The organism is Streptomyces sp. a15, from assembly GCF_059026085.1.
In genome coordinates, this window is sequence record NZ_JBWLKM010000081.1 from 1 (window position 1) to 18,470 (window position 18,470).

The 18,470-nt window shown below is 68.9% G+C and carries 16 protein-coding genes, 1 rRNA gene, 1 pseudogene and 1 riboswitch; of the genes and pseudogenes, 12 read left to right on the top strand and 6 right to left on the bottom strand.

Annotated features, from left to right (window positions below):
- From rrf to AC5P09_RS42405, 11 genes and pseudogenes are all read left to right on the top strand, one after another.
- Positions 1 to 77, top strand: a 5S ribosomal RNA gene (rrf, locus tag AC5P09_RS42355); the annotation flags it as partial.
- Between the two features lie 109 nt (positions 78 to 186).
- Positions 187 to 795 (top strand): cardiolipin synthase ClsA, encoded by a 609-nt coding sequence (clsA, locus tag AC5P09_RS42360; protein ID WP_266443348.1) that lies wholly within the window; start codon positions 187 to 189, stop codon positions 793 to 795.
- 116 nt (positions 796 to 911) lie between these two features.
- Positions 912 to 3,407, top strand: coding sequence for a sugar phosphate nucleotidyltransferase (locus tag AC5P09_RS42365; RefSeq protein ID WP_493879029.1), 2,496 nt, complete (start codon positions 912 to 914; stop codon positions 3,405 to 3,407).
- 106 nt (positions 3,408 to 3,513) lie between these two features.
- Positions 3,514 to 4,410 (top strand): DUF881 domain-containing protein, encoded by an 897-nt coding sequence (locus AC5P09_RS42370; RefSeq protein WP_493879030.1) that lies wholly within the window; start codon positions 3,514 to 3,516, stop codon positions 4,408 to 4,410.
- Entirely contained in the window at positions 4,407 to 4,739 is a 333-nt protein-coding gene (locus AC5P09_RS42375) for a small basic family protein (protein WP_003988855.1), read from the top strand. Before AC5P09_RS42370 ends, AC5P09_RS42375 begins: the two co-directional genes overlap by 4 nt.
- 5 nt (positions 4,740 to 4,744) lie before the next feature.
- Positions 4,745 to 5,578: a DUF881 domain-containing protein gene (locus tag AC5P09_RS42380; protein WP_493879031.1), complete on the top strand. Its 834-nt coding sequence runs from the start codon at positions 4,745 to 4,747 to the stop codon at positions 5,576 to 5,578.
- 61 nt (positions 5,579 to 5,639) lie between these two features.
- The gene (locus tag AC5P09_RS42385) at positions 5,640 to 6,545 is read left to right on the top strand and encodes an FHA domain-containing protein (RefSeq protein WP_307673364.1); all 906 of its coding nucleotides are present in this window, start codon (positions 5,640 to 5,642) and stop codon (positions 6,543 to 6,545) included.
- Positions 6,546 to 6,587: 42 nt separating this feature from the next.
- Positions 6,588 to 7,325, top strand: coding sequence for a transcriptional regulator FtsR (gene ftsR / locus AC5P09_RS42390; RefSeq protein ID WP_493879032.1), 738 nt, complete (start codon positions 6,588 to 6,590; stop codon positions 7,323 to 7,325).
- Positions 7,326 to 7,410: 85 nt separating this feature from the next.
- The gene (locus AC5P09_RS42395; protein ID WP_004002801.1) at positions 7,411 to 7,884 is read left to right on the top strand and encodes a bifunctional nuclease family protein; all 474 of its coding nucleotides are present in this window, start codon (positions 7,411 to 7,413) and stop codon (positions 7,882 to 7,884) included.
- A 258-nt stretch (positions 7,885 to 8,142) separates the two neighbouring features.
- Entirely contained in the window at positions 8,143 to 8,787 is a 645-nt protein-coding gene (locus AC5P09_RS42400; protein ID WP_493879033.1) for a MerR family transcriptional regulator, read from the top strand.
- A gap of 83 nt (positions 8,788 to 8,870) precedes the next feature.
- Positions 8,871 to 10,468 (top strand): annotated as a pseudogene (locus AC5P09_RS42405) (DNA polymerase IV).
- On the opposite strand, the gene AC5P09_RS42410 reads toward AC5P09_RS42405, so the two are convergent.
- Positions 10,390 to 10,761 carry a PRC-barrel domain-containing protein gene (locus AC5P09_RS42410; protein ID WP_493879034.1) on the bottom strand — a complete coding sequence of 124 codons (372 nt, stop codon included), beginning with the start codon at positions 10,759 to 10,761 and terminating at the stop codon, positions 10,390 to 10,392. The pseudogene AC5P09_RS42405 and the gene AC5P09_RS42410 overlap by 79 nt on opposite strands.
- A gap of 114 nt (positions 10,762 to 10,875) precedes the next feature.
- Positions 10,876 to 10,972, top strand: a riboswitch (glycine riboswitch).
- A gap of 184 nt (positions 10,973 to 11,156) precedes the next feature.
- On the opposite strand from AC5P09_RS42410, the gene gcvP reads away from it, so the two are divergent.
- The gene (gcvP, locus tag AC5P09_RS42415) at positions 11,157 to 14,042 is read left to right on the top strand and encodes an aminomethyl-transferring glycine dehydrogenase (protein ID WP_493879035.1); all 2,886 of its coding nucleotides are present in this window, start codon (positions 11,157 to 11,159) and stop codon (positions 14,040 to 14,042) included.
- Positions 14,043 to 14,124: 82 nt separating this feature from the next.
- On the opposite strand, the gene AC5P09_RS42420 is transcribed toward gcvP, so the two are convergent.
- The 5 genes from AC5P09_RS42420 to AC5P09_RS42440 form a co-directional block, all read right to left on the bottom strand.
- Positions 14,125 to 14,544 (bottom strand): TOBE domain-containing protein, encoded by a 420-nt coding sequence (locus AC5P09_RS42420; RefSeq protein WP_493879036.1) that lies wholly within the window; start codon positions 14,542 to 14,544, stop codon positions 14,125 to 14,127.
- Between the two features lie 93 nt (positions 14,545 to 14,637).
- Positions 14,638 to 15,729, bottom strand: a complete 1,092-nt coding sequence (locus AC5P09_RS42425) for an ABC transporter ATP-binding protein (RefSeq protein WP_493879037.1) — start codon at positions 15,727 to 15,729, stop codon at positions 14,638 to 14,640.
- Positions 15,730 to 16,085: 356 nt separating this feature from the next.
- Entirely contained in the window at positions 16,086 to 16,940 is an 855-nt protein-coding gene (gene modB, locus AC5P09_RS42430; RefSeq protein ID WP_493879038.1) for a molybdate ABC transporter permease subunit, read from the bottom strand.
- Entirely contained in the window at positions 16,937 to 17,812 is an 876-nt protein-coding gene (gene modA, locus AC5P09_RS42435) for a molybdate ABC transporter substrate-binding protein (protein ID WP_493879039.1), read from the bottom strand. The genes modB and modA overlap by 4 nt, the downstream gene beginning before the upstream one ends.
- Positions 17,813 to 17,988: 176 nt before the next feature.
- Positions 17,989 to 18,384, bottom strand: a complete 396-nt coding sequence (locus AC5P09_RS42440) for a TOBE domain-containing protein (protein ID WP_266443386.1) — start codon at positions 18,382 to 18,384, stop codon at positions 17,989 to 17,991.
- Positions 18,385 to 18,470 lie beyond the last annotated feature (86 nt).

The following is an 18,470-nucleotide window of genomic DNA, read 5'->3' on the forward strand; positions in this document are numbered from 1 at the left end:
CGAACCCGGAAGCTAAGCCTTACAGCGCCGATGGTACTGCAGGGGGGACCCTGTGGGAGAGTAGGACGCCGCCGAACTCCTTTTAGAGCTCTGGCTCTTGGGCACGCAGCCCAAGAGCCAGAGCTTTTTTGCGTTGAGGTAAGGTCAGGGGGCATCGTTGGCTCGTTTCCCACAGGAGGCTCCCGGGTGGAGGTCCAGGAGACCCGCGTCCAGACGGACCGGGTGCTCACCATCCCCAACATCCTCAGCATGGCGCGGCTCGCCGGCGTGCCGCTCTTCCTGTGGCTGATCCTCAGGCCTGAGTTCGGCGGTCCCCAAAGTGACGGGTGGGCGCTTCTGGTGCTGGCTCTGAGCGGGGTCAGTGACTACCTGGACGGCAAGCTCGCACGGCGTTGGAACCAGATCAGCAGTCTTGGCCGGCTCCTGGATCCCGCGGCCGACCGGCTCTACATTCTTTCGACTTTGGTCGGTCTGACATGGCGCGAGATTCTGCCAGTTTGGTTGACCGCTGTACTTCTGGCGCGTGAGCTGCTTCTCCTGGTGATGGTGGGCATCCTCAGGCGCCATGGCTATCCGCCCCCCCAGGTGAACTTCCTGGGCAAGGCCGCCACCTTCAACCTGATGTACGCCTTCCCGCTCCTACTGCTCAGTGACGGAAGTGGATGGATCGCGTCACTCGCTGCTATTTTCGGATGGGCGTTCGCAGGTTGGGGTACAACGCTGTACTGGTGGGCAGGAGTTCTCTACGTGGTACAGGTCCGCCGCCTGGTTCGTGCGGACGCCATGGCCGACTGAACTCGCCGAATACAACGGCTGTATCGGCCCCGATGGCCCGCGGTGGAAAAGTGCGGGACAATCTGGACGGGTGAAGTCGGCCAGACCGTCGTCTCTTAGAGGAGGACGCTTCCGACATGAAGGCCGTCGTGATGGCCGGAGGCGAAGGCACACGCCTTCGCCCCATGACCTCAAGCATGCCCAAACCGCTCCTGCCAGTGGCCAACCGGCCGATCATGGAGCATGTTCTGCGGCTGCTCAAAAGGCATGGGCTCAACGAGACCGTCGTTACTGTCCAGTTCCTGGCCTCATTGGTCAAGAACTACTTCGGTGACGGCGAGGAGCTCGGTATGGAGCTCACCTATGCCAATGAGGAGAAGCCACTCGGTACCGCCGGAAGCGTCAAGAACGCCGAGGAGGCGTTGAAGGACGATGCTTTCCTCGTCATTTCCGGTGATGCCCTGACCGACTTCGATCTCACCGAGCTCATCGCTTTCCACAAGGAAAAAGGCGCGCTGGTCACCGTCTGTCTGACACGTGTGCCCAACCCGCTCGAGTTCGGAATCACGATCGTCGACGAGGAGGGCAAGGTCGAGCGCTTCCTGGAGAAGCCGACCTGGGGCCAGGTCTTCTCGGACACCGTGAACACGGGTATCTACGTGATGGAGCCCGAGGTGTTCGACTATGTCGAGGCCGATGTCTCCGTCGACTGGTCCGGCGATGTCTTCCCGCAGTTGATGAAGGAAGGCAAGCCGATCTACGGCTTTATCGCCGAGGGCTACTGGGAGGACGTCGGTACCCACGAGAGCTATGTGAAGGCGCAGGCCGACGTCCTGGAGGGCAAGGTCGACGTCGATCTCGACGGTTTCGAGATCTCCCCGGGTGTGTGGGTGGCGGAAGGCGCAGAGGTTCATCCCGACGCCGTTCTCCGTGGACCGCTCTACATCGGTGACTACGCCAAGGTCGAGGCCGGTGCCGAAATCCGCGAGCACACCGTCATCGGCTCGAACGTCGTTGTGAAGACCGGGGCGTTTCTGCACAAGGCTGTGGTGCACGACAACGTGTACGTCGGGCAGCACAGCAATCTGCGGGGTTGCGTCGTCGGAAAGAACACCGACATCATGCGCGCGGCCCGGATCGAGGACGGCGCCGTCATCGGGGACGAGTGCCTGATCGGCGAAGAATCGATCGTGCAGGGCAATGTGCGGGTGTACCCGTTCAAGACCATCGAGGCCGGCGCGTTCGTCAACACCTCGGTGATCTGGGAGTCCAGGGGACAGGCGCACCTCTTCGGTGCTCGCGGTGTGTCCGGGATCCTGAACGTGGAGATCACGCCCGAGCTGGCCGTGCGTCTCGCCGGCGCCTACGCGACCACGCTCAAGAAGGGCTCGACCGTCACCACGGCCCGTGACCACTCCCGTGGTGCCCGGGCGCTCAAGCGGGCGGTCATTTCCGCGCTGCAGGCCAGCGCCATCGACGTACGGGATCTGGAGAACGTACCGCTGCCCGTGGCGCGGCAGCAGACCGCGCGAGGCAGTGCCGGCGGGATCATGATCCGGACCACGCCCGGTGTCCCGGATTCCGTGGACATCATGTTCTTCGACGGGAATGGTGCCGACCTGTCGCAGGGGAGCCAGCGGAAGCTGGACCGGGTGTTCGCGCGGCAGGAGTACCGACGGGCGTTCCCGGGTGAGATCGGGGACCTGCATTTCCCCGCCAGTGTCTTCGACTCGTACACGGGGTCGTTGCTGCGGAACGTCGACACCACGGGCATTTCCGAGTCTGGGCTCAAGGTCGTCGTCGACGCGTCGAACGGTAGTGCCGGGCTTGTGCTGCCCAGCCTGCTCGGCAAGCTCGGTGTGGACGCGCTGACCATCAACCCGGGTCTCGACGAGTCCAGGCCGACCGAGTCGGCGGACGGGCGGCGGTCGGGGCTGGTGCGGCTGGGAGAGATCGTGGCGTCCGCACGGGCCGCGTTCGGGGTGCGGTTCGACCCCGTGGGTGAGCGGCTGTCGCTGGTCGACGAGAAGGGACGCATCGTCGAGGACGATCGTGCGCTGCTCGTCCTGCTCGACCTGGTGGCCGCGGAGCGGCGCAGTGGTCGAGTCGCGCTGCCGGTGACCACCACCAGGATCGCCGAGCAGGTGGCGGCGTATCACGGGACGCAGGTGGAGTGGACGACCACTTCTCCGGACGACCTGACGCGCGTCGGCCGCGACGAGACGACGATCTTCGGTGGGGACGGCAAGGGTGGGTTCATCGTCCCCGAGTTCAGCAGTGTCTTCGACGGTACGGCGGCGTTCGTACGGTTGATCGGGCTGGTGGCGCGGACGCAGCTCACGCTCAGCCAGATCGACGCGCGGATTCCGCGGGCGCATGTCCTCAAGCGCGATCTGGCGACTCCCTGGGCTGTCAAGGGGCTTGTGATGCGGCGGGTCGTGGAAGCGGCCGGAGACCGCTTCGTGGACACCACGGACGGTGTGCGGGTGGTGGAGACCGACGGGCGCTGGGTGATGGTGCTGCCCGACCCGGCGGAAGCGGTCACCCACCTGTGGGCGGAAGGGCCGGACGACGCCTCCGCCCAGGCCCTGCTCGACGAGTGGTCGGCGGTCGTGGACAGCGCCGGGCGCTGAAGCCACTGCACGCGCGCGTGCCGGACAAGTGCCCCTGAGGGGGCCTGTCCGGCACGCCGGTGGGGCCATTCGGAGGTAGCGGTCGCGGCGTGCGACGATGTGCGACATGCCGCAGCAGCCCCCCGTTCGGAGCACTCCTACGCGCCCCTCGCGCCCGGACGCCTCCATGTCGCTGCTGACCAACGTGATGGACCACAGCCTCGACGACGGGTACGCAGAGGCCGCCGCACGCAAGGAGGCCGCGGGTGAGGGCGGCCTTCCCAAGACGCTGCGGGCGAAGCTGGGTCTGGCCGCTGGTCTGGTGCTCGCGGCACTGGTCGTGACCGTCGGTGCCGCCCAGGCCCGGGTCGCGGCTCCTGTCGTCGCCAAGGAGCGCGAGGAACTGATCGACCGTATCGACCGGGAGACCGAGGCGGCGGACGAACTCGAGGACTCCGTCGACCAGCTGCGCGACGACGTGAGCGCGCGGCAGCGTGCGGCCCTCAGGGACAGCGGCGGCAGTGACCGGGCGGAACTCGTGGGCATTCTGTCCGGTGCCACGGAAGTGACAGGCCCCGGTGTGAAGCTGGTCGTGGACGACGCCAAGGAAGCCACCTCAGGTGGGGATGGCGACCCACGCGAGACCTCCGGGTTCTCCGACACCGGGCGGGTGCGCGACCGCGACATGCAGCGGGTGGTCAACGGACTGTGGGCGTCGGGTGCCGAGGCCGTGTCGATCAACGGGCAGAGGCTGACGGCGCTGTCGGCGATCAGGGCCGCGGGTGACGCGATACTGGTCGACAACAAGCCGCTGGTTCCGCCCTACACGGTGCTGGCCGTGGGGGACGGCAAGCGGTTGAGCACCAGGTTCCAGGACAGCGCCGACGGGCTGTACCTGCACGCCCTGCAGGAGAACTACGGCATCCGGACCGCCATTTCCGCGGAGGACGACCTCCGGCTGCCCGCCGCACCGAGTGTGATCGTACGTACAGCACAGCCGAGAACTGAGAAGGGCACATCGTGATCGCCGTACTGGGCCTCGTCGTGGGAGTCGTGGCCGGCCTGTTGGTCCGGCCCGAGGTTCCGGCGGTCGTCGAGCCTTACCTGCCGATCGCCGTGGTGGCGGCACTAGACGCCGTCTTCGGAGGACTGCGGGCCATGCTCGACGGCATCTTCGACGACAAGGTCTTCGTCGTGTCGTTCCTGTCGAACGTGGTCGTGGCAGCGCTGATCGTGTTCCTGGGCGACAAGTTGGGCGTCGGTGCCCAGCTGTCCACCGGAGTCGTCGTCGTGCTCGGGATCCGGATCTTCTCCAACGCCGCGGCGATCCGCCGACACGTGTTCCGGGCGTGAGGCAGATGAGCAACCAGGACGGGACACCCGAGAACAGGCTGCGCAAGGAGCTGCCGGAGGAAGTGACCGCCGAGGCCTCCGGGCCGGCAGCGGACGCCTCTCCCGAGTCGCCGCAGTTGAGCGGTCGTCAGCGGCTGGTGAACGGGTTGTGGCCGCCGCGTGTCAGCCGGGCCCAACTCATCGTCGCGGTGCTGTTGTTCGGCCTGGGCTTCGGTCTGGCCGTGCAGGTGGCGTCGAACAGCGACAGTGACAGCGCCCTGCGGGGCGCGCGTCAGGAAGATCTTGTGCGCATCCTCGATGAACTGGATGACCGTACTCAGCGTCTTGAAGACGAGAAGCAGGGCCTCGAGAAGCAGCGGGACGAGTTGGAGAACAGCTCGGACCAGGCCGAGGAGGCCCGCAAGCAGACGGTCGAGAAGGAGAAGCAGCTCGGCATCCTGGCGGGCACGGTGGCCGCGCAGGGGCCCGGCATCACGATGACGATCGACGACATGAAGGGGGCGGTCGAGGCGGACATGCTGCTCGACACGATCCAGGAGCTGCGCGCGGCCGGTGCGGAGGCGATCCAGGTGAACGGCGTGCGGGTCGTCGCGGGAACCTATCTGACGGACTCCGACAAGAGCGTGAGCGTCGACGGGAACAAGATCAACGCGCCCTATCGTTTCAAGGTCATCGGCAAGCCGCAGGACCTCGAACCGGCGCTCAACATCCCCGGAGGCGTGGTGCAGACTCTTGAGAAGGAGCAGGCCACCGTGACCGTCGAGCGGTCGGACAAGATCGTCGTGGACGCCTTGCGAGCAGCGAAGCGGCCTGACTACGCTCGGTCGTCCTCCCAGTGAACCGGGGGTGCATGGCAGACGTCCGGCGAGGGCATGAGGTTGCGGGGGGTCGGCGCACCGAATGGGTGGTGCGTGGTGGAAACTGTCTGGTGGATACGGACGTTGTGAGGATGTCCGGGTCGACCGGTGTGTTCAATCAGGGTTCGTCCTGCCCCACGGGCGGGTCTGTTTCGGTCAAGGGGAATCGCCCGTGAAGTTGTTTGCGAAGTTGTTCGGCAAGAGCGCGCGAGAGGGCAGTGCCAATGCGACTGCCCGCCATCGCGCACAGCCTGACGCAGAAGGCCAGCGCCCGCTGTTCCGGGATCAGGTCGATGGTCCGGGCGATGACATTTCCGGTGGTCAGGGCGCGCCGTCGGTTGACCCTGCCCAGGCCGGCGGCATAGGTTTCGGACAACCGCCAACCTCAAGTGCGGGTGGAGGGTTTTCCCCTATGTCGGCCCTGGTGTGTACGAGGTGCGGTAACCGCAACGCGGAGAACAGCCGCTTCTGTTCCAACTGCGGTGCTCCGCTGCGGGCCGGGGCAACGCCCGAGCGTCCGTCCGAGACGACGTCCACGATCTCCATTTCCGGGCTCGAGGCCTACGACGCCGAGGTCACGGGCCAGACGCAGATGCCCATGCTCTCCCCGGAGGCACAGGCGGCCGTCGACGCGCTGCCGCTGGGATCGGCGCTCCTGGTGGTGCGCCGCGGTCCGAACTCGGGCAGCCGCTTCCTGCTGGACGGCGACCTGACCACGGCCGGGCGTCACCCGCAGAGCGACATCTTCCTGGACGACGTGACGGTCTCCCGTCGGCACGTGGAGTTCCGCCGCGGTCAGGACGGCTCGTTCACGGTGGCCGACGTGGGCAGTCTGAACGGCACGTACGTCAACCGCGAGCGGATCGACCAGGTCGCTCTGTCGAACGGCGACGAGGTGCAGATCGGCAAGTACCGGCTGGTCTTCTACGCGAGCCAGCGGGGCTACTGACCCGCCCCCGGACACCGTCCGGGGGGACCCCCAGGAAGGTCCATGCTTCAAACACCGAGCGGCGGTGCCGGGCACGGTACCGCCGCCACGGACAGTGGACTGATGAGCATCGGCACGGTGCTGAACGTGCTGCGCGACGAGTTCCCCGAAGTCACGATCTCCAAGATCCGTTTCCTGGAGTCGGAGGGGCTCATCGAGCCGCAGCGGACCCCGTCGGGGTATCGCAAGTTCAGCGCCGACGACGTCGAGCGCCTCGGCCATGTCCTGAGGATGCAGCGGGACCACTATCTGCCGCTCAAAGTGATCCGTGAGCACCTGGACGCCATGGAGCGCGGTGAGGCGCTACCCCTGCCGACGGTAGGGCGTCAGCGGGACGGCGAGGGTGTTGCGGAGGTCACCGAGGGGCCGACGGCGGCCAGGATCGGGCGGGACGAGCTGATGGCCGCCGCCGAGATCGGTGAGCAGGAACTTCAGGAGTGGGAGTCGTACGGGCTCATCACTCCACTGCCCGACGGGGCGTACGACGCGGAGGCGGCCACCGTGGCCTCGCTGATCGCCGAGCTGGGGCGGTTCGGCATCGAGCCGCGGCATCTGCGGGTGATGAAGGCGGCGGCCGACCGTGAGGCCGGGCTGGTGGACCAGGTGGTGGCCCCGTTGAAGCGGCATCGCAACCCGCAGACCAGGGCACACGCCGAGGCCCGTACGAAGGAACTGGCCGGGCTCACGGTGAAGCTGCACGCGGCGCTCGTACAGACCGCGCTGGGTGTGCGGCTGCCGTGATACGGGCGGGTTCGCACCGACCGGATCGGCCACCCGTTCCCTGCCCGACTACCCAAACGTCCCGGGCACGGCCTAGGGTTGCTGTGTGAACGAGCTCGATGTCGTAGGTGTCCGGGTCGAAATGCCCTCCAACCAACCGATCGTGCTCCTGCGTGAAGTGGGAGGCGACCGCTACCTCCCCATCTGGATCGGGCCTGGGGAGGCTACGGCGATCGCCTTCGCGCAGCAGGGCATGGCCCCCGCCCGACCGCTGACCCACGACCTGTTCAAGGACGTGCTGGAGGCCGTCGGCCAGGAGCTCACCGAAGTGCGCATCACGGACCTGCGTGAAGGCGTCTTCTACGCGGAGCTCGTCTTCGCCAGCGGGGTCGAGGTCAGTGCCCGCCCGTCCGACGCCATAGCGCTTGCCCTGCGCACCGGAACGCCGATCTACGGCAGTGACGGCGTGCTCGACGACGCGGGTATCGCGATCCCGGACGAGCAGGAGGACGAGGTGGAGAAGTTCCGCGAGTTCCTCGACCAGATCTCGCCCGAGGACTTCGGTACCAGCAGCCAGTGAGGCAGGCGCGGCTCGGCGGCGAACGGTCCTGCCGGGCTCGTCCACGTCCGTTGACGCCGCAAATGCCGGCATTTGCCGGCGGCGCGTGAGAGAGTCCTGCGAGCCGCCCCGAGCGCATTCGGCTAGCCTTTCCCCGCGGTTGGGTGCGGGAAACCACTCGAAGGGTGATTATCACCCGGCGTGCCGAGTGTGGCGATCGTTGACGCGCCCCTGGTGACTGCCTACCGTCGAGAAGGCAGGTCAAGGACGGAGGTCGGCGTGAGAAGCAGCGGCGACGGTACGGCTGGGGGTGCCCCCGGACGCAGTCTCGGGGCGAGCGGTCCGTACCCGCTTCACAGCAACGCGGCCGATCACGCTCCGCAGCGACCGGCGGCCGTGCCGAGCAGCGGAGGGGCGACGTCCATGGCGTCCGAGCAGATCGGCTACCGCGGTCCGACGGCCTGTGCGGCCGCCGGAATCACTTACCGGCAACTGGACTACTGGGCCCGTACCGGCCTCGTCGAGCCGAGCGTGCGGCCCGCCCACGGGTCGGGGACGCAGCGTCTCTACAGCTTCCGGGACGTCGTCGTACTGAAGATCGTCAAGCGCTTTCTGGACACCGGTGTGTCACTACAGAACATCCGCGCCGCCGTTCAGCATCTCAGGGAACGCGGTTTCTGCGACCTGGAGCGGATGACGCTGATGAGTGACGGTGCCACGGTGTACGAGTGCACCTCGCCGGACGAGGTCCATGCGCTGCTCCAGGGCGGTCAGGGCATCTTCGGGATCGCCGTGGGTGTGGTGTGGCGGGACGTGGAAAGCGCGCTCTCCCAGCTGCACGGGGAGCGGATCGACACCGGGGAGACCCTCGTCGGTCACAACCCCGCGGACGAGCTGGCGCGGCGGCGCAACCGGGCGGTCTGACCGGGCGGTCCGACCGGGCGGTCCGACAGTTGGACCGCTCTTCGGGGACGGCATTGTCAGTGGCGTAGGGCAGCATCGGAGATGTGAGAAGCGCGCCCACGATCCTGCATCTCGACATGGATGCCTTCTTCGCCTCGGCGGAGCAGGCATCCAAGCCGAGCCTGCGCGGGAAGGCGGTCATCGTGGGTGGGCTCGGGCCGCGCGGAGTGGTCGCCACCTGCTCGTACGAGGCGCGTGTGTTCGGGGTGCACTCGGCGATGCCCATGGCCCAGGCGCGTCGGCTCGCTCCCAACGCGGCGTATCTCGTGCCGCGCTTCGCGTTCTACCGGGCGATCAGCGAGCAGGCGATGGGGCTTCTGAGGGAGCTGTCGCCGTTGGTGGAGCCGTTGAGCCTGGATGAGGCGTTCGTGGACCTGGAGGCCGGCGGAGCGGCCTGGGACGACGCGTCGGCGCGGCTGGCCGGGGCCAAGCTGCGCGCCGACATACGGGCCGTCACCGGACTCACGGGATCGGTGGGCCTGGCGGCCTCCAAGATGCTCGCCAAGATCGCCTCCGAGCAGGCCAAGCCTGACGGGCTGGTGGTCATCGAGCCGGGAACCGAGCGAGCCCTGCTCGGGCCGATGCCGGTGCGGACCCTGCCCGGGGTGGGGCCGGCGACGGGCGACCATCTGCGGCGGGTCGGGATCCACACGGTCGAGGAGATTGCCGAGGCGGGCGAGGACGAACTCGTACGGCTGCTGGGCAAGGCGCACGGACACGCCTTGTACGCCATGGCGCTGGCGCACGACGAGCGGCCAGTGGTGGCCGAGCGGGAGACGAAGTCGGTGTCGGTGGAGGACACGTACGACATCGACATCCACGACCGGGTCCGGGTGGGGATGGAGGTGCAGCGGCTGGCCGACCGGTGTGTGCGGCGGCTGCGGAGCGCCGGGTTGTCCGGGCGGACCATCGTGCTGAAGGTGCGGAGGTACGACTTCTCCACGCTGACCCGGTCCGAGACCTTGCGGGGGCCCACGGACGATCCGGCGGTGGTGCGGGAGGCTGCCGCGCGGCTGCTGGATTCCGTGGACACGACGGGGGGTGTGCGGCTGCTGGGGGTGGGGGTGAGCGGGCTGGCCGACTACACGCAGGAGGATCTGTTCGCGCAGGCGGCGGGCGAGCAGGAGGACTCCGGAGTGGCGGAGGATGCCGATGACGTTCCTGCGGAGGCGCCGGTGGTGCCGGTCGAGCGGCGGTGGGCCTCGGGGCTCGATGTCACGCATGCCGAGTTCGGGCACGGATGGGTGCAGGGGAGTGGGGTCGGGCGGGTGACTGTGCGGTTCGAGACGCCGGATTCGGAGCCGGGGCGGGTGCGGACGTTTCGGGTTGATGATCCGGAGTTGGAGCCGACGGAGCCGTTGCCGTTGGTGCGCGGGCCTTTTGCGGAGGCTTGAGGGTGCGGGTGCGGGTGCGGGTGCCGGTGCGGTTTTGGGTGCGGGTGCGTTGGGGGCACCCGGCCTTCGGCCGGGTTTGTGTTCCCACCCGCACCACCCGTGTGGGATTCGTTGTCGGGTGCGGGTGGCCCCTGTGGGGGCTGGGCGCCGTCGGCGGGTGCGGGGGTGGTCAGGTTTCGTCTGTGCCTGCCAGCTTGCCGAAGTTGTGGTCCGGGAAGGGGGGAGGGGCGGCCACGTCGAGGCCGTAGTGGTGGTAGAGCTGCAGTTCCTGCTCGGGCGAGAGGTGGCGGCCCACGCCGAAGTCGGGGGCGTCCTTGATCAGGGCGCGGTCGAAGGGGACGTGGAGGGTGCCTTCGATCAGTTCGCTGGGTTCCAGGGGGACGAAGGCGTCTCGGGAGAAGAGTCCGGTGCGTATCGCGGCCCACTCCGGTGCGCCGGTCGCGTCGTCGAGGTAGACCTCGTCGATCGTGCCGAGCTTGGTGCCGTTGCGGTCGAACGCCTTGCGGCCGATCAGGTTGCGCGGATCGATGTCGGTCTGCACGGGCCCTCCACTTGCTCGCAACTCATCCGTAAGCACTACAAAAGAGCAGATTGAGGAACGTGGCCACTCGAAGACGCGGGCGTTGACCCCGCTGGTAGTCTGGCAAGCGGCTGCTGACCCCGCGCGGGAGAGTCCTCCGGACACCATCCGGAGGCGCCGAAGGAGCAAATCCTCCCCGGAATCTCTCAGGCCCACGTACCGCACGGACGAGGTCACTCTGGAAAGCAGAGCGGGTGCCGACGGCGTCGACGGCTTCCGCTCTCACCGACGGTGAAAGCCGGCTGCCCGCGGGCGGCCGGTGAAGCTCTCAGGTTGAGATGACAGAGGGGGAGGCCGTCCGGGTACCCGCGCCGTGGTGACCCTCGAAGGTCGTGTCAGACCAGGAGGCCTCCGTAATGACCGCCCATCGCATTCCGCTCTCCGAGCTCGAGCAGGGAATCCCCTTCGAGCAGCGCCACATCGGGCCCGACCAGGAAGCGCGGGCCAAGATGCTCGCGCAGGTCGGATACGGCTCGCTCGACGAGCTCACCGCTGCCGCGGTCCCGGATGTGATCAAGAACGCCGACGCGCTGGAGCTGCCGGGCGCGCGCACCGAGGCCGAGGTGCTGGCCGAGCTGCGGTCGCAGGCCGACCGGAACCAGGTTCTCGACTCCATGATCGGGCTCGGGTACTACGGGACGTTCACGCCGCCCGTCATCCTGCGCAATGTGATGGAGAATCCGGCCTGGTACACGGCCTACACGCCGTACCAGCCCGAGATCTCCCAGGGGCGGCTCGAAGCCCTGCTGAACTTCCAGACGATGGTCGCCGACCTCACCGGGCTGCCGACCTCAGGTGCCTCGCTGCTCGACGAGGGCACCGCGGCCGCCGAGGCTCTGGCGCTGTGCCGGCGTATGGGCAAGAACAAGAAGGGTCTCTTCCTGGTCGACGCGGACACACTGCCGCAGACCATCGCCGTGATCCAGACCCGTGCCGAGCCGACCGGCGTGGAGGTCGTCGTCGCCGACCTCAGCGACGGCATTCCGGCCGAGATCGCCGGGCGTGAGATCAACGGCGTGCTGCTCCAGTACCCGGGCGCCTCCGGTGCCGTACGCGACATCAAGCCGGTCATCGAGCAGGCGCACGAGCTCGGCGCGCTCGTGACCGTCGCCGCTGATCTGCTCGCGCTCACGCTGCTGAAGTCCCCGGGTGAACTCGGTGCGGACATCGCGGTCGGTACGACGCAGCGCTTCGGTGTGCCGATGGGCTTCGGCGGGCCGCACGCCGGATACATGGCGGTGCGCGAGAAGTTCGCGCGCAGCCTGCCCGGGCGGCTCGTGGGTGTGTCCGTGGACGCCGACGGGAACAAGGCGTACCGGCTCGCCCTGCAGACGCGTGAGCAGCACATCCGCCGGGAGAAGGCGACCAGCAACATCTGCACCGCGCAGGTGCTGCTCGCCGTGATGGCCGGCATGTACGCCGTCTACCACGGGCCCGAGGGCCTGAAGACCATCGCGCGGCGCACCCACCGGTACGCCACGGTCCTCGCCGCCGGGCTGACGGCCGGCGGAGTCGAGGTCGTGCACGGTTCCTACTTCGACACGCTGACCGTCCGGGTGCCCGCACAGGCCGCTCAGATCGTCGCCGCGGCACGCGAGAACGGCGTCAACCTGCGGCTCGTGGACGCCGACCACGTGTCCATGGCCTGCGACGAGACCACGCTGCGGGCCCAACTGGGCGCCGTATGGAACGCGTTCGGGGTCGAGGGTGACATCGAGGCGCTCGACGCCGTGGCCGAGGAGACGCTTCCGGGCGCGCTGCTGCGGTCCGACGACTACCTGACGCACCCCGTGTTCCACCAGCACCGCTCCGAGACCGCGATGCTGCGCTACCTGCGTCGGCTCGCCGACCGCGACTACGCGCTCGACCGCGGGATGATCCCGCTGGGCTCCTGCACCATGAAGCTCAACGCGACCGTCGAGATGGAGCCGGTCACCTGGCCCGAGTTCGGGCAGCTGCACCCCTTCGCGCCCGCCGAGCAGGCGCAGGGCTATCTCACGCTCATCCGTGAGCTGGAGGATCGACTCGCCGAGGTCACCGGCTACGACAACGTGTCGCTGCAGCCCAACGCCGGGTCGCAGGGCGAGCTGGCCGGACTGCTCGCCGTACGCGGGTATCACCGGGCCAACGGTGACGAGCAGCGGACCGTGTGCCTGATTCCGTCGTCGGCGCACGGCACCAACGCCGCCAGTGCCGTCATGGCCGGGATGAAGGTCGTCGTCGTGAAGACCGCCGGGGACGGCGAGATCGACATCGAGGACCTGCGAGCGAAGATCGAGCAGCACCGGGACGAGCTGTCGGTGCTGATGATCACGTACCCGTCGACGCACGGGGTGTTCGAGGAGCATGTCGCCGACATCTGCGCGCAGGTGCACGAGGCGGGCGGGCAGGTGTACGTCGACGGCGCCAACCTCAACGCGCTGGTGGGGCTGGCCAAGCCGGGGCACTTCGGCGGGGACGTCTCCCACCTGAACCTGCACAAGACCTTCTGCATCCCGCACGGCGGCGGCGGTCCGGGTGTCGGCCCGGTGGGTGTGCGTGCGCACCTGGCGCCGTATCTGCCGAACCACCCGCTGCAGCCCGCGGCCGGTCCGGAAACGGGTGTCGGGCCGATCTCGGCCGCCCCCTGGGGCTCCGCGGGGATCCTGCCGATCTCGTGGGCGTACGTCCGGCTCATGGGCGGTGAGGGCCTCAAGCGGGCCACGCAGGTGGCGGTGCTCTCCGCGAACTACATCGCCAAGCGGCTGGAGCCGCACTACCCGGTGCTCTACACCGGTCCCGGCGGGCTGGTCGCGCACGAGTGCATCATCGACCTGCGGTCGCTGACCAAGGCGACCGGCGTGAGCGTCGACGACGTCGCGAAGCGGCTCATCGACTACGGGTTCCACGCGCCGACGATGTCCTTCCCGGTGGCCGGCACGCTGATGATCGAGCCGACCGAGTCCGAGGACCTGACCGAGCTCGACCGGTTCTGCGAGACGATGATCGCCATTCGTGCGGAGATCGAGAAGGTCGGAAAGGGCGAGTGGTCCGCGGACGACAACCCGCTGCGGAACGCGCCGCACACCGCCGGTGCGCTGGGCGGGGAGTGGGAGCACGCCTACACGCGCGAGGATGCCGTCTTCCCGGCCGGGGTGTCGGTCGCGGACAAGTACTGGCCGCCGGTGCGCCGTATCGACCAGGCCTTCGGTGACCGGAACCTCGTGTGCTCCTGCCCGCCGCTGGATGCGTACGAGGACTGACGGGCAGTACACATTCACACGTAGTACGTGATGAGGGCTCCGTCCGGCTGTTCGTCGGGCGGGGCCCTTGTACGTCATGTCGTCATGGCGTCGCGAGGGAGACCTCGGTCGACTTGATCAGGGCGACGACCGAAGCGCCGGGGGCCAGGGCGAGGTCCGTGACGGGGTCCCTGGTGATCACGGCGGTCAGGTCGCCGCCCTCGACGGCGACCTTGACGGAGGCCATCGCGCCGCCGGTCGCGATGTCCCGGACGGTACCCGGGAGCTGGTTGCGGATGGACACGCCGTCGACCCGGGCGGTGGCGAGGGACACCTCCGTCGACTTCACCAGGGCGCGTACGGCGGAACCCGTGGCGAGGCCGAGTTCCTCGGTGGCTTCCAGGGTGATCGCCGCGGTGAGGTCGCTGCCGCCGGTGAGGCGGATCCTGACCGTGGCCATGACTTCGCCGGGGGAGACGGAGGTGACGGTGCCGGGGAGCTGGTTGCGGATGCTCAGGCTCATGGAGAAGGCCTCGCTGGGGGTGGGGGAGTGTCTGTGGGTGGGGAGTGTGGGGCTGGGGAAGTCGGGGGTCCCCACCGTAGTCGGCTGTGGGGATTATGCCGGGTATGCGTGTGTCTGGGTTGCCTTGACCGTTGCCCAGACCGGTGCGCCGGGGTGCAGGTCGAGTTCGGCCGCGGCGACCGTCGTGAGGTCGGCCGCCAGGGGGAGTTCGCCGGCGAGGTCGGCGCGGATCTGGTCGCCGTGGGTCTCCAGGCCGGCCACTTCGCAGCGCCAGAGGTTGCGGGCGCTGGAGCCGGTGGGGCGGTCGCGGTAGAGGGTCACGGCGCCCGGGGGAAACGCGACGAAGACCGGTCCCGCGAGGTCCTCCGTGGTGGTGATGGCGGGGCCGGCGTCGAGACGGACCGTGTGGCCCTCGGCTTGGCCCTTGTAGAGGTTCAGGCCGACGAGTTGCGCGATGTAGTCCGTACGGGGGTGGCGGGCGATGTCGGCCGGTGTGCCCTCCTGGACCACCTGGCCGTGCTCGACGACCACCAGCCGGTCGGCCAGCACCATGGCGTCCAGCGGGTCGTGCGTGACCAGGACGGCGACGGCCTCGAACTCGGCCAGGTGGCGGCGGAGTTGGGCGCGTACCTCCAGGCGGGTGCGGGCGTCCAGGGCTGCCAGGGGTTCGTCCAGGAGGAGCAGGCGGGGGCGGGTGGCCAGGGCGCGGGCCAGGGCGACGCGCTGGGCCTGGCCGCCGGAGAGACGGCGGGGCTTGGCGCCGGCGTGGTCGGCGAGGCCCATGCGGTCCAGCCATTCGGCGGCCTGCGTGCGGGCCCCGGTCTTGGTCGCGCCCTGGCAGCGCGGGCCGAAGGCCACGTTGTCGAGGGCGGACAGGTGGGGGAAGAGCAGATAGTCCTGGAAGACGACGCCTACGGGGCGGGATTCGGGGGGCGTCCGGTCCAACTCGGTGCCGTCCAGGCGCAGGTGGCCGTCGGTGAGTGGGGTGAGGCCGGCGAGTGCGCGCAGGGCGGTGGTCTTGCCGGCGCCGTTCGGGCCGAGGAGGGCGAGGACGTCGCCGGGGGCGGCGGTGAGGGTGATGTCGAGGCGGAAGGTGTCGTGGTCGACGACGAGGTGGGCGTCGAGGCCTTCACCGCGGGTGTGTTCGGCGGTGGCGTCGGGTGGGGTGTCGTCGAGGTCGGTCATGGGGTGTGTGTCCTGTAGGGGGGGGTTGGCTGTGGCGGCTGGGGGGTGTTGTAGTGCGGGGCAGCGGCGGCCGGGGGTTTGGAGCGCGGGGCAGTGGGGGCTGGGGGCTGGGTCGGGGAAGGGTCTCGTATGTTCGTTGTGTGAACGGCGTTGGTGCTGGGCGGGGGTGGGTCGCGCTGCCCGGCGCTGACGGGGTGCCGCCTGCGCCCACCCGTGCCGCTCCAGCGGCACGACTGCCCGCAGCTTGACGGGGTGGGTGGGTGTGGTGCGGCTGTGCGCGGGTTGGCGGGGTTGGTGGTGGGTGTGGGACGAGTGCTCGCGGCTTGGCGGGGTGGGTGGGGGCGTGTGGACGGGGGTCATGATGTTGTCATCCAGCGGTCTCGGAGGCCTGCCAGGACCGCGATCGACACTGCCAGGAGGACCAGGCTGAGGGCGATCGCGGCTGCCGGGTCGTTCTGGAGGGCCAGGTACACCGCGAGCGGCATGGTCTGGGTTCGGCCGGGGAAGTTGCCCGCGAAGGTGATCGTCGCTCCGAACTCGCCCAGGGCTCGGGCCCAGGCCAGGACGGAGCCCGCGGCGATGCCGGGCATGATCAGTGGCAGCGTGACTCGGCGGAACGCGGTGAAGCGGGAGGCGCCGAGGGTGGTGGCCGCTTCCTCGTAGCGCGGGTCGGCGGCGCGCAGGGTGCCCTCGACGCTGATGACGAGGAACGGCATCGCCACGAAGGTCTCCGCCAGGATCACGCCGGCCGTGGTGAAGGGGAGGGTGATCCCGAACCAGGAGTCCAGCCACTGCCCGACCACTCCGTTGCGGCCGAGGGCGAGGAGCAGTGCCACGCCGCCGACCACCGGGGGCAGGACGAGGGGCAGGGTCACCAGGGCGCGGACCAGGCCGCGGCCGGGGAAGTCGGCGCGGGCCAGCAGCCAGGCCAGCGGGACGCCGATGACCAGGCTCAGCGCGGTCGCCGCGGTGGCGCACACCAGGGACAGGCGGAGGGCCTCCCAGACCTGGGCGCTGGTCAACTGCTCGGGGAGGCTGCGCCATGGAGCTCGTACGAGCAGGGCGAGCAGGGGGAGGAGCAGGAATGCCAGGCCTGCCAGGGCGGGGAGGAGGAGGGGCAGGGGCACGCCTCGGCCGGAGCCGATCCGAGTACGCTGACGCCGCCGACCACTGTCCAGGGTGACGGCCTCGGCTTTGTCGGGTCCTGTCATGGCTTGAGGAATCCGGCCTCGGTCAGGACCTTCTGGCCCTGCGCGGACTGAACCAGCTCGATGAAGGCCTTGGCCGCGCCGGGGTTGGGGGCGTTCTTGAGGAGGGCGATCGGGTAGTCGTTGATGGCCTTTGCCGACTCGGGGAAGTCCACGCCCTCCACCTTGTCACCCGCCGCCTTCACATCGGTCTTGTAGACGACGGCGGCGTCTGCCTCCTTCAACTCGACCTTCGTCAGGGCGCTCTTGACGTCCTGCTCGTAGGAGACGGGGGTGAGCTGGAGATTGCTGGCTTGAAGGGCCTTCTCGGCGGCCGAGCCGCACGGCACCGTCCTGTCGCACAGGACCACCTTCAGGCCGGACCTGGTGAGGTCCTTGAGCGTGGAGACCTTGTCGGGGTTGCCCGGCAGCGTGGCGATCTCCAGCTGGTTGCGGACGAAGGCGGCGGGGGTGCCGACCGCGTCCTTCTCGTCCGTCACGAGCGCCATGGTCGTGGGGCTCGCGGCGGCGAAGACGTCGGCCGGGGCGCCGCCCGTGATGCTCGCGGCGAGGCTGTCGCTGCCGGCGAAGCTGAAGGTGACCTTTGTGCCCGCGTGCTGCTTCTCGAACTCCTTGCCCAGGGTCGTGAAGCTCTCCTGGAGGGAGGCCGCGGCGAAGACGGTCACGGTGCCGGAGAGGTTCGCCGAGGAGCCGGACTTGTCGGCGTCGGAACCCGTGTCGGAGGACGAGCACCCGCTCAGCACCAGCAGCGCGGCGGCTCCCGCGCCGAGCGCCCGCAGGGGCAGGAGCGCCCGCAGGGACAGGAGGGTTCGTCGGGTCCGGAGGCTCCGGCCGGTCCAGCGGGTCCGTCGGATCCGGCGCACGGAACGGGTCATCTCGCGTCCACTCCCTGGGTCTGCCTGGCGAAGAGCCCGACGGACGGACCCTTCCGGTGCGCCGATCATACTTCCGCATGTGCGAGGCATAAGTCAGCTGGCGCATCGCATGAGCAGGGCGGATCGCGTACAGGGTGCGCATGTGCGTTCTACGGAAGTCGTGGCGATGAGTGTCGTCAGACCCGGTCGATATGTACGTTCGTCGACTTCACGCGGGCCGTCGCCTCCATGCCGACCTCCAGGCCGAGTTCCTCGACGGCTTCGCGGGTCAGCAGGGAGACGAGTCGGTGCGGGCCGGCCTGGATCTCGACCTGGGCGGCGACATCGCCGAGCTTGATCGCGGTGACGATGCCGGGGAAGGCGTTGCGGGCCGAGGTGTACGGCGTGTCCTCGTCGGTGCTGCCGGCTTTGGCCAGCTCCACCGAGAACGCGGCCAGGTCCCGGCCGTCGACGAGCCGCCGCCCGCTGTCGTCGCGGTGGGTCGCCACCCGGCCCGCGTCCGCCCAGCGGCGCGCGGTGTCGGGGCTCACGCCGAGCAGCCTTGCTGCCTGGCCGATTGTGTAGGACTGCATGCGGGTCACGATAGGCCGCGAACAGGCAGCCACGGATGCGGGGTTGGCCCGGAGGTGTAACGCGATATAGCGTTAGTTGTCGCCGT

What these genes read in the sequence shown, in the direction of transcription:
- AC5P09_RS42425 (WP_493879037.1), bottom strand. Translation starts at nt 15,729, where the DNA reads ATGACCGACCTCGACGACACCCCACCCGACGCCACCGCCGAACACACC.
- AC5P09_RS42380 (WP_493879031.1), top strand. Translation starts at nt 4,745, where the DNA reads ATGAGCAACCAGGACGGGACACCCGAGAACAGGCTGCGCAAGGAGCTG.
- modA (WP_493879039.1), bottom strand. Translation starts at nt 17,812, where the DNA reads ATGACCCGTTCCGTGCGCCGGATCCGACGGACCCGCTGGACCGGCCGG.
- AC5P09_RS42365 (WP_493879029.1), top strand. Translation starts at nt 912, where the DNA reads ATGAAGGCCGTCGTGATGGCCGGAGGCGAAGGCACACGCCTTCGCCCC.
- gcvP (WP_493879035.1), top strand. Translation starts at nt 11,157, where the DNA reads ATGACCGCCCATCGCATTCCGCTCTCCGAGCTCGAGCAGGGAATCCCC.
- ftsR (WP_493879032.1), top strand. Translation starts at nt 6,588, where the DNA reads ATGCTTCAAACACCGAGCGGCGGTGCCGGGCACGGTACCGCCGCCACG.
- AC5P09_RS42370 (WP_493879030.1), top strand. Translation starts at nt 3,514, where the DNA reads ATGCCGCAGCAGCCCCCCGTTCGGAGCACTCCTACGCGCCCCTCGCGC.
- AC5P09_RS42440 (WP_266443386.1), bottom strand. Translation starts at nt 18,384, where the DNA reads ATGCAGTCCTACACAATCGGCCAGGCAGCAAGGCTGCTCGGCGTGAGC.
- AC5P09_RS42420 (WP_493879036.1), bottom strand. Translation starts at nt 14,544, where the DNA reads ATGAGCCTGAGCATCCGCAACCAGCTCCCCGGCACCGTCACCTCCGTC.
- AC5P09_RS42385 (WP_307673364.1), top strand. Translation starts at nt 5,640, where the DNA reads ATGGGTGGTGCGTGGTGGAAACTGTCTGGTGGATACGGACGTTGTGAG.
- modB (WP_493879038.1), bottom strand. Translation starts at nt 16,940, where the DNA reads ATGACAGGACCCGACAAAGCCGAGGCCGTCACCCTGGACAGTGGTCGG.